Consider the following 15516-nt stretch of genomic DNA (forward strand, 5'->3'; position numbering starts at 1 on the left):
GGCGGGACAGGGGGCGCGGCCGTTCCCACGCGCCGTCCGCCCAGAATCGGGAGAAGCTGGATGAATTCCGGCACCTAGGGAAGGACCGCGCACCATGAAGGCCGCCGTAGTCATCGACTTCACCCGGCCCCTGGAGATCCAGCACCGCGTGATTCCGCGGCCGGCGGCGCACCAGGTCCTCGTCCGCATGGAGGCGAGCGGGCTGTGCCACACGGACATCCACGCCGCCGCCGGTGACTGGCCGGTCAAGCCGAACCCGCCGTTCGTCCCGGGCCACGAGGGCATCGGGATCGTGGAGGACCTGGGCGAGCGGGTCGGCCACATCAACGTCGGCGACCGGGTCGCCATCGCCTGGCTGGGCGAGGCGTGCGGCCACTGCGACCACTGCGTGTCCGGCTGGGAGACGCTCTGCCTGAAGCAGCGCAACAGCGGCTACTCGGTCGACGGCTCCTTCTCGGAGTACGCGGTCGCGCACGGCGACTACGTCGTGAAGGTCCCCGACGGCCTCGACCCCCTGGACGCCGCCCCGCTGACCTGTGCGGGAGTGACGACGTACAAGGCCGTGAAGGTGTCGGGCGCGGGCCCCGGCAAGCGCGTGCTGATCTCCGGGATCGGCGGCCTCGGCCACCTCGCGCTCCAGTACGCGCGGATCGCGGGCGCGGAGACCGTCGCCGTGGACGTCACCGACGACAAGCTGCGCCTCGCGCACGAGCTGGGTGCCGACCATGTCATCGACGCCCGCGGCCAGGACGTCGCAGAGGCGGTGCGCAGGCTGGGCGGCGCCGACGTCGCGATCGGGCTCGCCGTCTCGAACTCGTCGCTCCGGGCGGCGTACGGCTCGCTGCGCAGGCACGGCACGCTCGTCCTGGTCGCGCTGCCGGCCGGCGGCAAGCTGGAGCTGCCCGTCTTCGAGCACGTGCTCGACGGCAAGAGCGTGATCGGTTCGATCGTCGGCACCCGGCAGGACCTCGCCGAGGTCTTCCAGCTGCACCGCCTCGGCCGTACCCGTGTCATCCGCGAGCAGCGCAGGCTCAAGGAGGTCAACGAGGCGATCGAGGACATCCTGGCGGGCCGGGTCACGGCCCGGCTGGTCTTCGACTTCCGCTAGACACCCCACACGCGCCGCGCCCGCACGCGCGCCGCCCCCCAGGGCCGTCCACCCCGTAAACAGCGGGAGGGGCGGCCCCGCCGTGTCGGATACGATTCCTTGATTCGACTGACGTACACCGTCACCGCACGCAGCGACTTGGGAGCAGCCCCCGATGGCTCGACACCTCATCACCAGCGCCCTTCCGTACATCAACGGAATCAAGCACCTGGGCAACATGGTGGGGTCCATGCTCCCGGCGGACGTGTACTCCCGGTACCTCCGCCAGCGCGGCCACGACGTCCTGTACATCTGCGCCACCGACGAGCACGGCACGCCCGCCGAGCTGGCCGCGAAGGAGCAGGGCCTGCCGGTCGCCGAGTTCTGCGGACAGGCGCACGACGCGCAGAGGGCCGTGTACGACGGCTTCGGCCTGGCCTTCGACCACTTCGGCCGCAGCTCGTCGGCGCAGAACGCGGAGCTCACGCAGCACTTCGCGCGCAAGCTGGACGAGAACGGGTTCATCGAGGAGCGCGCGATCCGCCAGGTGTACTCGCCTGCCGACGGCCGCTTCCTGCCGGACCGCTACGTCGAGGGCACCTGCCCGCACTGCGGCTACGACAAGGCGCGCGGCGACCAGTGCGAGAACTGCACGCGCGTCCTCGACCCGACGGACCTGATCAACCCGCGCTCGGCGATCTCCGGCTCCACGGACCTGGAGGTCCGCGAGACGAAGCACCTCTTCCTGCTCCAGTCGAAGCTGCAGGTCGAGGTCGAGGAGTGGATCGCGCGGACCGCGGGCGAGTGGCCGCAGCTGGCCTCCTCCATCGCCCGCAAGTGGCTGACCGAGGGCCTGCACGACCGCGCGATCACCCGTGACCTGGACTGGGGCGTCCCCGTCCCGGCCGACACGTGGCCGGAGCTGGCCGCCGAGGGCAAGGTCTTCTACGTCTGGTTCGACGCCCCGATCGAGTACATCGGCTCGACGAAGGAGTGGTCCGACCAGAACCCGGCGGACCGCGACTGGAAGTCGTGGTGGTACGAGGCCGACGACGTCCGGTACACGCAGTTCATGGCCAAGGACAACGTCCCGTTCCACAGCGTCATGTTCCCCGCCACGGAGATGGGCGTGCGCGAGCCGTGGAAGAAGGTCGACTACCTCAAGTCGTTCAACTGGCTGACGTACTACGGCGGCAAGTTCTCCACGTCGCAGAAGCGCGGCATCTTCACGGACGCCGCCCTGGAGATCCTGCCGGCCGACTACTGGCGCTACTTCCTCATCGCCAACGCGCCGGAGTCCGACGACTCCTCCTTCACGTGGGAGCACTTCGCGGCCACGGTGAACAAGGACCTCGCCGACACCCTCGGCAACTTCGTGAACCGCGTCCTGTCCTTCTCCCGCAAGCGCTTCGGTGACGACGTGCCCGCGGGCAAGGAGGCCGGCGAGGCGGAGGCGAAGCTCGGCACGGAGATCGCCGCGCTGCTCGCCGAGTACGAGGCCCAGATGGAGGCTCTCCAGTTCCGCAAGGCCGCGTCCGCGCTGCGCGCCCTGTGGTCCGCGGGCAACTCCTACCTGGAGGAGAAGGCCCCCTGGCTGGAGATCAAGACCGACCCGGAGGCCGCGGCCCTCACGCTGCGTACGGCGATGAACCTCATCCACCTGTACGCGGTCGTGTCCGAGCCCTTCATCCCGGCCTCGTCGAAGGCGATGCGCGGCGCGTTCGCGCTGGCCGACGACACGGCCACGTGGGTCACCGCCGAGCAGGCCGCGGCCCTGGACACCGTCCCCGCGGGCACGGCCTTCACGGTTCCGCCGGTGCTCTTCGCGAAGATCACCGAGGAGGACCTGGAGTCCTACCGCGAGCGGTTCGGCGGCGCTCCGGAGTAAGACATTCCGCGGGAAAGGGGTGCGAGGGCTGGTCCTCGCACCCCTTTCCCGTACCCCGTTACTGGCATGTTCACGACCGCGATTAGGGTTTCGCCATGCCAGTTCCCGCAACCATCCCGATCGCCCACGAGCCGGACCACCGCACCGCCACCATCGGCCGGTACGCGGACGGCCAGTTCCTGGCCACGGTCACCTACGCCTTCCCCGAGGGCTACCGCCCCGACGACGGCTGGGAGGAGCACAAGCGGCTCTACGCGGTGCTCCACACGTTCGATGCCTCGGGCCGGTACCGCGACTCGGAGATCTGGTGCGCGGGAACCTGGGCCGAGGGGGCCGAACTCGCCCAGGCCCACGCCCACTTGGACAAACTCCTGGCAGCCCTGCCCGGCCGCACCTACGCCGACATCGCCGTCCGCCCCTTCCGGCTCGCGGTCGACCGCGTGCTGTTCGGCCTGATCGCCGAGGACGACGACGAGGGCGGCTGGGCCGAGCTCTACCCGGACCGCCTCGGCTTCGGCGAACCGTGGGACGGCCGGTACGACACCTGAGCGCAGCCCGCGGCGACGCCCCTCAGGAAGCCGTCGACGCGGAAGCGCCCGGCTGCGTGTCCGTGCTGTCGTGCGTCTCGTCGGGTGCCACGGCCATCGTGATCGACCCGATGACGCCCTTCGCGATGCGCCCCTTGCCGTACGTCAGCTTCAGCAGGCCGCCCGTCGTCCCGCTCTGGTCGTAGATCGTGTCCTCGGTCAGCGTCGTGCGCTCGGTCGTGCTCGTCGAGTACGGCGCGACCTTCCCGGAGGCGATGACCGCGGCCTCCTCGAAGAAGAACTGGCCGGTGTGGCAGGTGTGTCCGCCCTCGTAGCCGGCGTCGGTCCACTTGCCGTCCACATGGACCTTGGTGTGGATGTGCACGGCACGGCCCCGGTACCAGCCGGGGAAGATCGTCCTGAACTCGACGCTGCCGTGCTTGTCCGTCTTCCAGGTGCCCCGCAGATAGCGCTCGTCGTCGGTGGGCTCCTCGTGCCCGCCGCCACCGCCGCCCCCGGGCGGGGCGCCCGTCGGGGTGCCGGACGGCTGGTCGGTCGGGGCGCCGCTCGGGGCGCCGCTCGGGGGCGTGCCGCCGCCACCGGTGGAGAGGGACTCGTAGCCGGAGTAGATCCCGAGCGCGTCGCAGTGCCAGATGTCGACCGCCGCGTTCCGCAGGGGCTTGCAGGTCTCGGCGTCGATCACCTTGAGGCGGAGGACCATCGGGATGCCCTCCTTGTCCTCCGTGATGTCACGGCGGAGCTTGTCCGCGTCGATGTAGTACGGGCCCTCGGTGGTCTCCGAGGTGAGCCGGTAGCAGGACTCCGCCTCGGACTTCCTGTCGGCGGTGTCCGTCTCCCCGGCGAACGCGTTGGCGGCGATGGAGCCCCCGACGCCGACGGCCGCCACGGCGGCTCCGCCCGCGAGGATGACCTTCCTGCGGGTCATGTCACGTTTGTGCGCTGGTCCCTGAGTCTCTGTCATGGGAAGCGAAGCTAGGACCGCCACCTGTCAGGGACATGGGGACGGGCTGTGAGTCCGCACAGCGAAGGGGCCGGAACCGATCAACGGTTCCGGCCCCTTCGGAGACTGGCGGGCGTTACTTCTTCTCGGCCACCGGCTTGCGGAGCTGGATGTTCAGCTCGCGCAGGCGCGTCTCGTCGAGCTCCGTGGGCGCGCCCATCATCAGGTCCTGCGCGTTGCCGTTGAGCGGGAACGCGATGGTCTCGCGGATGTTGGGCTCGTCGGCGAGGAGCATGACGATGCGGTCGACGCCGGGGGCGATCCCGCCGTGCGGCGGGGCGCCGAAGCGGAACGCGCGGAGCATGCCCGCGAACTGCTCCTCGACGGTGTCACGGTCGTAGCCCGCGATCTCGAAGGCCTTGAGCATGATCTCGGGCTCGTGGTTGCGGATCGCGCCGGAGGACAGCTCCACGCCGTTGCAGACGATGTCGTACTGCCAGCCCAGGATGTCCAGCGGGTCCTTGGTCTCCAGGGCCTCGAGGCCGCCCTGCGGCATGGAGAACGGGTTGTGCGAGAAGTCGATCTTCCCGGTGTCCTCGTCCTTCTCGTACATCGGGAAGTCGACGATCCAGCAGAAGCGGAAGACGCCCTCCTCGAAGTGCCCGGCGCGCTTGGCGGCCTCGACACGGACGGCGCCCATGATCTTGGAGACCTCGTCGAACTCGCCCGCGCCGAAGAAGACGGCGTGGCCGGCCTTCAGGCCGAGACGCTCGGTGAGGACCTTGACGTTCTCGTCCGTGAGGAACTTCGCGATCGGGCCCGTGAGGGACCCGTCCTCGGCGACACGGACCCAGGCGAGGCCCTTCGCGCCCTGCTCGACCGCGTAGTCACCGAGGCCGTCGAAGAACTTGCGGGACTGCGACGCGGTGTCCGGGACGGGCAGCGCGCGCACGTGCTTCCCGGCGAACGCCTTGAACTCGGAGCCCTCGAACACGTCCGAGATGTCGACCAGTTCGAGCTGGGCGCGCAGGTCCGGCTTGTCCGAGCCGTACTTGAGCATCGACTCGCGGAACGGGATCCGCGGGAACGGGGACGTGACGTGGCGGCCGCCGCCGAACTCCTCGAAGAGCTCGGTCATGAGCTTCTCGATCGGCTGGAAGACGTCCTCCTGCTCGACGAAGGACATCTCCACGTCGAGCTGGTAGAACTCGCCCGGCGAACGGTCCGCGCGCGCGTCCTCGTCGCGGAAGCAGGGCGCGATCTGGAAGTAGCGGTCGAAGCCCGAGATCATCAGCAGCTGCTTGAACTGCTGCGGGGCCTGCGGCAGCGCGTAGAACTTGCCCGGGTTCAGGCGCGAGGGGACGACGAAGTCGCGGGCGCCCTCCGGGGAGGTGGCGCTGAGGATCGGCGTCGCCATCTCGTTGAAGCCAAGGGCCACCATCTTGGAGCGGATGGAGGCGATGACGGACGAGCGCAGCATGATGTTGCGGTGCATGCGCTCGCGGCGCAGGTCGAGGAAGCGGTACTCCAGGCGCCGCTCCTCGTTCACCCCGTCGTCCGCGTTGATCGTGAACGGGATCTGCTGGGCCGCGCCGAGCACCTCGACCTCGGTGGCCTCGATCTCGATCTCGCCCGTGGGCAGCTCGGAGTTGACGTTGTCGGCGCCGCGCGAGACGACCTTGCCGTCGACGCGGACGACCGTCTCCTTGGTCAGCTTGTCGAGGACCTCGGCGGCGGCGGTGCCGGGGCGGGCGACGAGCTGCGTGATCCCGTAGTGGTCGCGCAGATCGATGAAGAGGATGCCGCCCAGGTCGCGCCGATTGTGCAGCCAGCCGCTCAGCCGGACGTCGGATCCGACGTCAGAGGCGCGGAGCTCGCCGCAGGTGTGGGACCTGTACCGATGCATCGTCGTTCATCCAGTCTTTGCGATTGGGGATTGGCCGGGCATGCCCGAAGCCCCAGGGTACCGGCCGCCCCATGATCGCTCTGCGAATAGCCTCGGTGGCCGTCCACGATCACCTCTTCTTAGAGTGGGGCCATGCGCACTGGTGACCCCCTGCCGCCCGTGGGGGACGTTCTCGCCGCCCTCGACACCGGTGTGTGGCGGTGGGACAACCGGGCCGGGCTGGTCACCTTCGACGCGGAGGCGGCCCGGCTGCTCGGCCTGCCCGAATGCCCTGTGACGCTGACGGAGGCCACCGTACGGTCCCGCTTCCACCCCGTCGACTGGAACGAGATCGACGGCGTCGTCCAGCTCGCCGTCGCCGAGGGCACCCTCGCCGAGGCCCGGCTGAGGATCATGGACGATCAGGGCGTGGTCATCAGGACCGTACGCAGCCGTTCCAAGCCGATCATGCACGGCGACTCGCAGGCGTTCGAGCTGATCGGCACGCTCCAGGAGGTCAGCGAGCCCACGCCCGGGTCCGCCGCGCTCACCCCCGTGACCGGCGACTGGCGGCGCTCCCGTGAGGCGTTCCTGCTGGACGCCGGGCGGGCGCTCGCCGAGGCGGGGTCCACCGAGGAGGTCCTGCGGGTCGCGGCCGGGCTCTCCATGCCGGGGTTCTCGCCGGACGGCCTCGCCGTCTTCGGCGTCGGCGGCGACCGGCTCACGGTCATCGGGCACCACGGGCACGAGCCGGGCGAGGAGGGGCCCTTCACGGACATGCCCCTGGACACCGACTATCCGGCCGCCGAGGTGGTGCGCACCGGCCGCGCCGTCTATCTGTCGTCGCCCGAGCAGTACCGCCTGCGCTACCAGGCCGCCTGGCCGCTGGCCCAGCGCTTCCACCGGCAGTCCTGGGCGTTCCTGCCACTCATCGTCGCCGGCCGCACCATCGGCACCTGGATGGCGGCGTTCACCTACCCGGTGTCGTTCACACCCGACGAGCGCTCCGTCCTGACGACGGTGGCGCGGATGCTGGCACAGGCCCTGTCGCGCGCCGGGATCACCGAGTCGGAGCGGGAGCTGACGGACGGGCTCCAGCGCTCGATGCTGCCGACGCTCGGCCCCGACATCCCGGGGATGAGCGTCGCCGCCCGCTATGTCCCGACCGGCGGCGGTCTGCAGGTCGGCGGCGACTGGTACGACATGATCCCGCTGCCGACCGGGCGCATCGCGCTCGTCATCGGCGATGTACAGGGGCACGACGTGCGGGCCGCGGGCCTGATGGGACAGCTGCGGATCGCGCTGCGGGCGTACGCGTCCGAGGGACACCGCCCGGACGCCGTCCTCTCCCGCGCCTCGCGCTTCCTGTACGGGGTCACCGACTCCATCACGTACGGCTCCACGGGCGGCCCCGGCAAGGGCATCGAGAAGGGCTCCGAGGCGGGCGACCCGCGCTTCGCGACCTGTCTGTACGTGGAGGCCGACCCGAAGACGGGAACCCTGGAGATCGCCCGCGCGGGCCATCCCGACCCCGCCATACGCATGACCGACGGGACGGTCCTGGTGCGGCCCACCGCGGGCGGGCTGCCCCTCGGCGTCGACCCCGACGCCGACTACCCCACGACCCGGCTCACCCTCGAACCCGGCGACACCCTGCTGATCTGCACCGACGGCCTCATCGAAACGGGCGGCCACGACCTCGACACCGGCTGGGCGCGCATCCGCGGCATCCTCGAGGAGCACGGGGAGCGGCCCATCGACCCCGACCGTCTGGAGGACCTCGCCGACGCGCTCGTACGGGCCGTGCACGGCCCCTCCTCGCACTACACGACGGGCCCGCTCGCCGACCGGCGCGAGGACGACATAGCCGTGCTGCTCCTCGCCAGGACGGACCTGCCCGAGGCGCCCGTGCCCGCGCGCCGCACCGCGATGACCGTCGCCCAGGCCGAGCCGGAGCGGGTCGCCGCCGCCCGCCAGCACCTGCGCGAGCTGCTGCACGACTGGAGCGACGAGGACCAGGTCGACTCGGCGGTCCTGATGATCTCGGAGATGCTCACCAACGTCCTCGTCCACACGGACGGCGACGCGCTGCTGGTCGCCGAGGTCACCGGCGGGCCCGCGCGGCGACTGCGCGCCGAGGTCGCCGACGCCAGCGACGACCTGCCGCACAAGCGCCACCCCGGCGAGCTCGCCTCGTCCGGGCGCGGCCTCGTCCTGATGGAGCTGCTCGCCCACCGCTGGGGCGTGGACCCGAGGGGCGAGGGCAAGAGCATCTGGTTCGAGCTCTACGAGCCCTCGGCCGACGTTTCACGTGAACCCCCCGACGGCGCCGCCGGCCCCTCGCCTGCGGAGTAGCGCGTGCGCAGCTCCCCGACCACCCCGAAGGCGGCCGCCGTCACGGGCACCGCGAGCAGCATGCCGAGGATGCCCGCGACGGAGGCGCCGGCCGTGATCGCCAGCATCACCATCGCGGGATGCATCTGCACGGTGCGGGACTGGATCATCGGCTGAAGGATGTGGCCCTCCAGCTGCTGCACGGCCAGGATGACGCCGAGCACCCACAGGGCAGTCACCCAGCCCCGGTCGGCGAGCGCCACGAGGACGGCGACGGCGCCGGAGATCGCCGCCCCGAGGTAGGGGATGTACGCGCCGACGAAGACCAGGGAGCCGAGCCCGACCGCGCCGGGCACCTTCAGGACGAGCAGGCCGACGGTGATGCAGATCGAGTCGATGAGGGCGATCAACGTGGTCCCGCGCATGAAGCCCTCGACAGCCTGGAAGGCGCGCCGCCCCATCGCCTCCAGGGTTTCCCCGGCGCGGCCGGGCGCGATGCTGTGCGCGAGGCCCGCGGCCCGGTCGGAGTCCTTGAGGAAGAAGAACGTGAGCAGCAGGGCGAGGACGCTGGTCGCGAGGAGCGAGCCGAGGACGGAGAGGCCGGCCAGCACCCCGCTCGCGGCGCTGGCGCCCCACTTGGACACCAGGTCCTTGAGGCTGCCGGCGGCGGATCCGAGGTCGTCGGCCGCGGTGATCCCGAAGTGGTCCTTGATCCAGTCGCCGGCAGCCCGCACAGAGTCGACGATCTGGTCGCCGGTGTCGATGAGGGTCTTGACGACGATGTAGCCGGCGCCGCCGACGACGGCGATGAGGGCGACACAGGTGAGGATGGCGGCGAGCGCCCGGCTGACCCTCCTGCGGATCAGCCAGCCGTGCACCGGCCCGAGCAGGGCCGTGCCGAGCAGGGCGAGCAGCAGGGGTGTGACGGCCGTCTTGAAGACGATGCACAGCCAGATACCGACGGCCGCGACCCCGGTGACGAGCAGGGCGACCACGCACCAGGCGGCGGTGCGGCGGGCTGGTTCGGGAAGAAGCGGCTTACCTGTACCTGTGTGCACCCTCACAGGGCATCACGCGCGCGTGGCCCCGACCTTCCGGGCGGGGCCACGCGAGTGACGGACAATCAGATACCGCTTACGTGTGCGGGATCCGCTCTCCCGGGATGACCCCGAGCCGGCCCGCCTGGAAGTCCTCGAACGCCTGCTGGAGTTCGTCGCGGGTGTTCATGACGAACGGACCGTAGTGCGCCATCGGCTCCCGGATCGGGCGGCCGCCCAGGAGGACGACCTCGAGGTCCGGGGTGTTGGAGTCCTGCGTCTCGTCCGCGCGGACGGTCAGCGAGGAACCCGCGCCGAAGACGGCGGTCTGGCCCATGTGGACCGGCCTGCGGTCGGTGCCGACGGTGCCGCGGCCGGCGAGGACGTACGCGAGGCCGTTGAACTCCTCGCGCCACGGCAGCGTCAGCTCGGCGCCGGGGCGGACGGTCGCGTGGACCATCGTGATCGGCGTGTGCGTGATGCCGGGGCCGTCGTGGCCGTCGAGCTCACCCGCGATGACGCGCAGCAGGGCGCCGCCGTCGGCGGTGGTGAGGAGCTTGACCTGGCCACCGTGGATGTCCTGGTAGCGGGGGTCCTTCATCTTGTCGGCGGCCGGGAGGTTCACCCACAGCTGGAGGCCGTGGAAGAGCCCGCCGGACATGACGAGCGCCTCCGGCGGCGCCTCGATGTGCAGGAGGCCGGAGCCGGCCGTCATCCACTGGGTGTCGCCGTTGGTGATGGTGCCGCCACCACCGTTGGAGTCCTGGTGAACGAAGGTGCCGTCGATGATGTAGGTGACGGTCTCGAAGCCGCGGTGCGGATGCCAGGGCGTGCCCTTGGGCTCTCCTGGCGCGTACTCCACCTCACCCATCTGGTCCATCATGATGAACGGGTCGAGGTACTTGTAGTTGATCCCGGCGAACGCCCGGCGCACCGGGAACCCCTCGCCCTCGAATCCGCTGGGCGCGGTCGTCACGGCCAGCACGGGGCGGGCCACGGCGTCGGCGGACGCGGCCACACGGGGCAGGGTCAGCGGGTTTTCGACGGTCACTGCAGGCATGTCGGGACCTCCTTGTGCTCCGAGTTTAGTTGAACATAGAACTTTCTGCCACCTGGAACACGGAACGCCCGGAGGGAATTCCCTCCGGGCGTCCTGGGTGCCTGCTTGCGTGCCGGCGTCTAGCCGTACATGCGGCGCATCGCGAAGTCGACCATCTGCTCGACCGCCTTGGCGTCGAAGACCATCCGGTGTTCGCCCTCCATGTCGAGGACGAAGCCGTACCCGGTCGGGAGCAGGTCGATCACCTCGGCGCCGGTGATCACGAAGTACTTGGACTCCTTGCCCGCGTACCTGCGCAGCTCCTTGAGGGAGGTGAACATCGGGATGACCGGCTGCTGGGTGTTGTGCAGCGCGAGGAAGCCGGGGTTGTCGCCGCGCGGGCAGTAGACCTTCGACGTCGCGAAGATCTGCTGGAAGTCCTCGGCCGACATCGAGCCCGTGGTGAAGGCGCGGACCGCGTCCGCCAGCGACGGAGGCGACGGCTCCGGATACAACGGCGGCGCCTGCTGGCCGTACCCGCCCTGCATGCCCTGCTGCGGCGGCGCGTACTGCTGCCCGGGTCCCGCGGTCTGGTCGTAGCCGTACATGGGGGCCAGACTACCGAGGCGGGGCCGGAGCGCGGGCGCCGTTAGACCCTGCTCACATTGGCGGATCAGGGGTTGCGTCTTATTACCGACGGGTAGCATTATCGTAGGCGCTTGCTACTTGCGAGTAGTGCGTGTTTACGAAGATCCCGCTCACCAGCCAAACGGAGCCGTCGCCATGGGGCACTACAAGTCGAATCTCCGCGACATCGAGTTCAACCTCTTCGAGGTACTCGGGCGCGACAAGCTGTACGGCAGCGGCCCGTTCGCGGAGATGGACGTCGACACCGCCAAGAGCATCCTCGACGAGGTCTCCCGCCTCGCCGAGAACGAGCTGGCCGAGTCCTTCACGGACGCCGACCGCAACCCGCCGGTCTTCGACCCGGAGACCAACACCGCTCCGGTGCCGGCGAGCTTCAAGAAGTCGTACCAGGCCTTCATGGACTCCGAGTACTGGCGCCTCGGCCTGCCCGAGGAGATCGGCGGCACCACCTCGCCGCGCTCCCTGATCTGGGCCTACGCGGAGCTGCTGCTCGGCTCGAACCCGGCGATCTGGATGTACTGCTCCGGCCCGGCGTTCGCCGGCATCCTCTTCGAGGAGGGCAACGAGGCGCAGAAGAAGGTCGCCGAGATCGCCGTCGAGAAGCAGTGGGGCTCGACGATGGTCCTGACCGAGCCGGACGCCGGTTCGGACGTGGGCGCCGGCCGCACCAAGGCCGTCCAGCAGGAGGACGGCTCCTGGCACATCGAGGGCGTGAAGCGCTTCATCACGTCCGGTGAGCACGACATGTCGGAGAACATCCTCCACTACGTGCTCGCGCGCCCCGAGGGCCACGGCCCCGGCACCAAGGGCCTCTCCCTCTTCCTGGTCCCGAAGTTCCACTTCGACTGGGAGACCGGCGAGCTGGGCGAGCGCAACGGCGTCTACGCGACGAACGTCGAGCACAAGATGGGCCTCAAGGCGTCCAACACGTGCGAGATGACGTTCGGCGACCAGCACCCCGCCAAGGGCTGGCTCATCGGCGACAAGCACGACGGCATCCGCCAGATGTTCCGCATCATCGAGTTCGCCCGCATGATGGTCGGCACGAAGGCGATCTCCACGCTGTCGACGGGCTACCTGAACGCGCTCGAGTACGCCAAGGAGCGCGTCCAGGGCCCCGACCTGGCCCAGTTCATGGACAAGACGGCCCCCAAGGTCACCATCACGCACCACCCGGACGTGCGCCGCTCGCTCATGACGCAGAAGGCGTACGCGGAGGGCATGCGCGCGCTCGTGCTGCACACGGCCGCCGTCCAGGACGACATCGCGGTCAAGGAGGCCGCGGGCGAGGACGCGTCGCAGCTCCACGCCCTCAACGACCTCCTCCTGCCGATCGTGAAGGGCTACGGCTCGGAGAAGGCCTACGAGCAGCTGGCGCAGTCGCTCCAGACGTTCGGCGGCTCGGGTTACCTCCAGGAGTACCCGATCGAGCAGTACATCCGCGACGCCAAGATCGACACCCTCTACGAGGGCACCACCGCGATCCAGGGCCAGGACTTCTTCTTCCGGAAGATCGTCCGCAACCAGGGCGCCGCGCTCAACGGCCTCGCCGAGGAGATCAAGAAGTTCCTCGCGGTCGGCACGGGCGGCGAGGCTCTCGCCGAGGCCCGCGAGGCGCTCGCCAAGGCGGCCGTCGAGCTGGAGGCCATCGTCGGCGTCATGCTGACCGACCTCGCGGCCACCGAGCAGGACACCAAGAACATCTACAAGGTGGGCCTCAACACCACCCGCCTGCTCCTCGCCTCCGGCGACGTGGTCGTCGGCTTCCTGCTGCTGCGCGGCGCGGCCGTCGCCGCCGAGAAGCTGGAGACCGCCTCCGCCAAGGACGTGGCCTTCTACCAGGGCAAGATCGCCGCCGCGAAGTTCTTCGCCGCGAACGTCCTGCCGGGCGTCGGCCTTGAGCGCCGCCTCTCCGAGAAGGTCGACCTCGACCTGATGGAGCTGGACGAGGCCGCGTTCTAGCCTCCGGCCTGCCCGTAGTCATCGGCGCCGTCACCCGGACACTTTCGGGTGGCGGCGCCGTCGTATCAGCTGGGTACGCTGAGTGGACGGCCGAGAATCCCACCCATGGGAGGAACCATGACCGCCGAGGCACTGCCCGAGGCTTCGCAGCCGCGGCGCGACGATTCCAAATGGCCGGTCCCGCCACCGGACGGCTACACCGTGGACGATTTCTTCACGCTCGACGACCTCCCGCCGCACACAGAGCTGATCGACGGGAGCCTGGTTTTCGTGAGTCCGCAGCGCAAGTTCCACACGCTGGCGATGGACCTGCTGGTCAACGGCCTGCGCCGCACCATCCCCGAGCACCTCCGAGTGCGCCGTGAGATGGCCGTCGTTCTCGGGCCGCGGCAGGCCCCGGAGCCCGATCTGCTCGTGGTCGACGCCGAAGCCGACGGCGACCGGCGCCAGACACGGTACGAGGCCGCCGACGTGCTCCTCGCCGTCGAGGTCGTCTCCCCCGACTCCGAGGACCGCGACCGCGACACCAAGCCCCGCAAGTACGCCAAGGCGGGCATCAGGCACTTCTGGCTCGTCGAGATGGCCGGCGAGCAGGACCGCCCCATGGTCGTCACCTACGAGCTGGACCCGGTCAACAGGACCTACGTCTCCACCGGCGTCCACCACGACCGGCTCAAGCTCTCCGCCCCGTACGACATCGACATCGACCTCACCGAGATCGACCGTCTCTGAACTCCCCCCACCGCACCCGGGCGGACCCCCCGCGCGCCGGGACGGAGGCTCGTTAGGCTGGCCCGCATGAGCAACCCCTCCCGCTTCGACCGCGGTCACACCGACGACCTCATGTCCTTCCTCGCGGCCAGCCCCTCGCCGTACCACGCCGTCGCGAACGCCGCCGCGCGCCTGGAGAAGGCCGGATTCCGCCAGGTCGCCGAGACCGACGCGTGGGACGGGACGACGGGCGGCAAGTACGTGACGCGCGGCGGCGCGATCGTGGCCTGGTACGTGCCCGAGGGCGCCGCGCCGCACACCCCCTTCCGCATCGTCGGCGCGCACACCGACTCGCCGAACCTGCGCGTCAAGCCGCTGCCCGACATGGGCTCGCAGGGCTGGCGGCAGGTCGCCGTCGAGATCTACGGCGGACCGCTCCTCAACTCCTGGCTCGACCGGGACCTCGGACTCGCGGGCCGGCTCACTCTGCGTGGGGGCACCTCCCAGGCTTTCGGCTCTGAGGGAAGCTCGACGCGGCTCGTGAACATCGACCGCGCGCTGCTGCGCGTGCCGCAGCTCGCCATCCACATGGACCGCTCCGTCCACACCGACGGCCTCAAGCTCGACAAGCAGAAGCACATGCAGCCCATCTGGGGCCTCGGCAACGACGTCCACGAGGGCGACCTGATCCGGTTCCTGGAGGAGGAGTACGGGCTCGCCGAGGGCGACGTCACCGGCTGGGACCTGATGACGCACCCCATCGAGGCGCCCTCCTACCTCGGCCGCGACAAGGAGCTCGTCGCCGGACCCCGCATGGACAACCTCCTGTCCGTGCACGCCGGAACGGCCGCACTCGCCGCCGCGTCGGCCTCGGACGACCTCCCCTACATCCCGGTCCTCGCCGCCTTCGACCACGAGGAGAACGGGTCGCAGTCCGACACCGGCGCCGACGGCCCGCTGCTCGGCGGCGTCCTGGAGCGTTCGGTGTTCGCGCGCGGAGGATCGTACGAGGACAAGGCCCGCGCCTTCGCCGGGACCGTGTGCCTGTCGTCCGACACCGGCCACGCCGTGCACCCCAACTACGCCGAGCGCCACGACCCCACCCACCACCCGCGCGCCGGCGGCGGCCCCATCCTCAAGGTCAACGTCAACAACCGCTACGCCACCGACGGTTCGGGCCGCGCCGTGTTCGCCGCCGCGTGCGAGAAGGCCGGCGTGCCCTTCCAGTCGTTCGTCTCCAACAACGCCATGCCCTGCGGCACCACGATCGGCCCGATCACGGCGGCCCGGCACGGCATCAAGACCGTCGACATCGGCGTGGCCATCCTCTCCATGCACAGCGTCCGCGAACTGTGCGCCGCCGACGACCCGTTCCTCCTCGCCAACGCGCTCGTCGCGTTCCTGGAGGGCTGACCTCCCCAACAGCGCGGTGCCGCG

The 15516-nt window shown here is 70.1% G+C and carries 12 protein-coding genes; 7 read left to right on the forward strand and 5 right to left on the reverse strand.

Annotation, left to right across the window (positions count from 1 at the left end):
* Positions 1-94: 94 nt before the first annotated feature.
* From adhP to CG723_RS29155, 3 genes are all read left to right on the forward strand, one after another.
* A complete protein-coding gene (gene adhP, locus CG723_RS29145; protein WP_100596466.1) occupies positions 95-1108 on the forward strand; it encodes an alcohol dehydrogenase AdhP in 1014 nt (337 codons plus the stop codon).
* Between the two features lie 154 nt (positions 1109-1262).
* Positions 1263-2975, forward strand: a complete 1713-nt coding sequence (metG, locus tag CG723_RS29150) for a methionine--tRNA ligase (protein WP_100596467.1) — start codon at positions 1263-1265, stop codon at positions 2973-2975.
* A 95-nt stretch (positions 2976-3070) separates the two neighbouring features.
* A complete protein-coding gene (locus tag CG723_RS29155; RefSeq protein ID WP_100596468.1) occupies positions 3071-3523 on the forward strand; it encodes a hypothetical protein in 453 nt (150 codons plus the stop codon).
* A 22-nt stretch (positions 3524-3545) separates the two neighbouring features.
* Here the strand turns inward: CG723_RS29155 and CG723_RS29160 are convergent, their stop codons facing one another.
* Positions 3546-4448 (reverse strand): intradiol ring-cleavage dioxygenase, encoded by a 903-nt coding sequence (locus tag CG723_RS29160; protein ID WP_442802600.1) that lies wholly within the window; start codon positions 4446-4448, stop codon positions 3546-3548.
* Between the two features lie 151 nt (positions 4449-4599).
* A complete protein-coding gene (gene aspS, locus CG723_RS29165) occupies positions 4600-6369 on the reverse strand; it encodes an aspartate--tRNA ligase (RefSeq protein WP_100596470.1) in 1770 nt (589 codons plus the stop codon).
* Positions 6370-6501: 132 nt separating this feature from the next.
* On the opposite strand from aspS, the gene CG723_RS29170 reads away from it, so the two are divergent.
* Complete coding sequence (locus CG723_RS29170) at positions 6502-8703, forward strand: ATP-binding SpoIIE family protein phosphatase (protein WP_100596471.1); 2202 nt, start codon at positions 6502-6504, stop codon at positions 8701-8703.
* Here the strand turns inward: CG723_RS29170 and CG723_RS29175 are convergent.
* The 3 genes from CG723_RS29175 to CG723_RS29185 all read right to left on the reverse strand — a co-directional run bounded on the left by CG723_RS29175 (position 8634) and on the right by CG723_RS29185 (position 11366).
* Complete coding sequence (locus CG723_RS29175) at positions 8634-9740, reverse strand: AI-2E family transporter (protein ID WP_100596472.1); 1107 nt, start codon at positions 9738-9740, stop codon at positions 8634-8636. The genes CG723_RS29170 and CG723_RS29175 overlap by 70 nt on opposite strands.
* 76 nt (positions 9741-9816) lie before the next feature.
* Positions 9817-10779, reverse strand: coding sequence for a pirin family protein (locus tag CG723_RS29180; RefSeq protein WP_100596473.1), 963 nt, complete (start codon positions 10777-10779; stop codon positions 9817-9819).
* Positions 10780-10898: 119 nt separating this feature from the next.
* Entirely contained in the window at positions 10899-11366 is a 468-nt protein-coding gene (locus tag CG723_RS29185; protein WP_100596474.1) for an SseB family protein, read from the reverse strand.
* Positions 11367-11541: 175 nt separating this feature from the next.
* On the opposite strand from CG723_RS29185, the gene CG723_RS29190 reads away from it, so the two are divergent.
* The 3 genes from CG723_RS29190 (at position 11542) to CG723_RS29200 (ending at position 15492) form a co-directional block, all read left to right on the forward strand.
* Positions 11542-13368 carry an acyl-CoA dehydrogenase gene (locus tag CG723_RS29190; protein WP_100596475.1) on the forward strand — a complete coding sequence of 609 codons (1827 nt, stop codon included), beginning with the start codon at positions 11542-11544 and terminating at the stop codon, positions 13366-13368.
* A gap of 105 nt (positions 13369-13473) precedes the next feature.
* A complete protein-coding gene (locus CG723_RS29195; RefSeq protein WP_100596476.1) occupies positions 13474-14100 on the forward strand; it encodes a Uma2 family endonuclease in 627 nt (208 codons plus the stop codon).
* Positions 14101-14166: 66 nt separating this feature from the next.
* On the forward strand, positions 14167-15492 hold the full coding sequence (locus CG723_RS29200) for a M18 family aminopeptidase (RefSeq protein ID WP_100596477.1): 1326 nt from the start codon (positions 14167-14169) through the stop codon (positions 15490-15492).
* Positions 15493-15516: the final 24 nt, after the last annotated feature.

It is taken from the genome of Streptomyces sp. CB01635, assembly GCF_002803065.1.
In the GTDB taxonomy this organism is placed as follows: Bacteria; Actinomycetota; Actinomycetes; order Streptomycetales; family Streptomycetaceae; genus Streptomyces.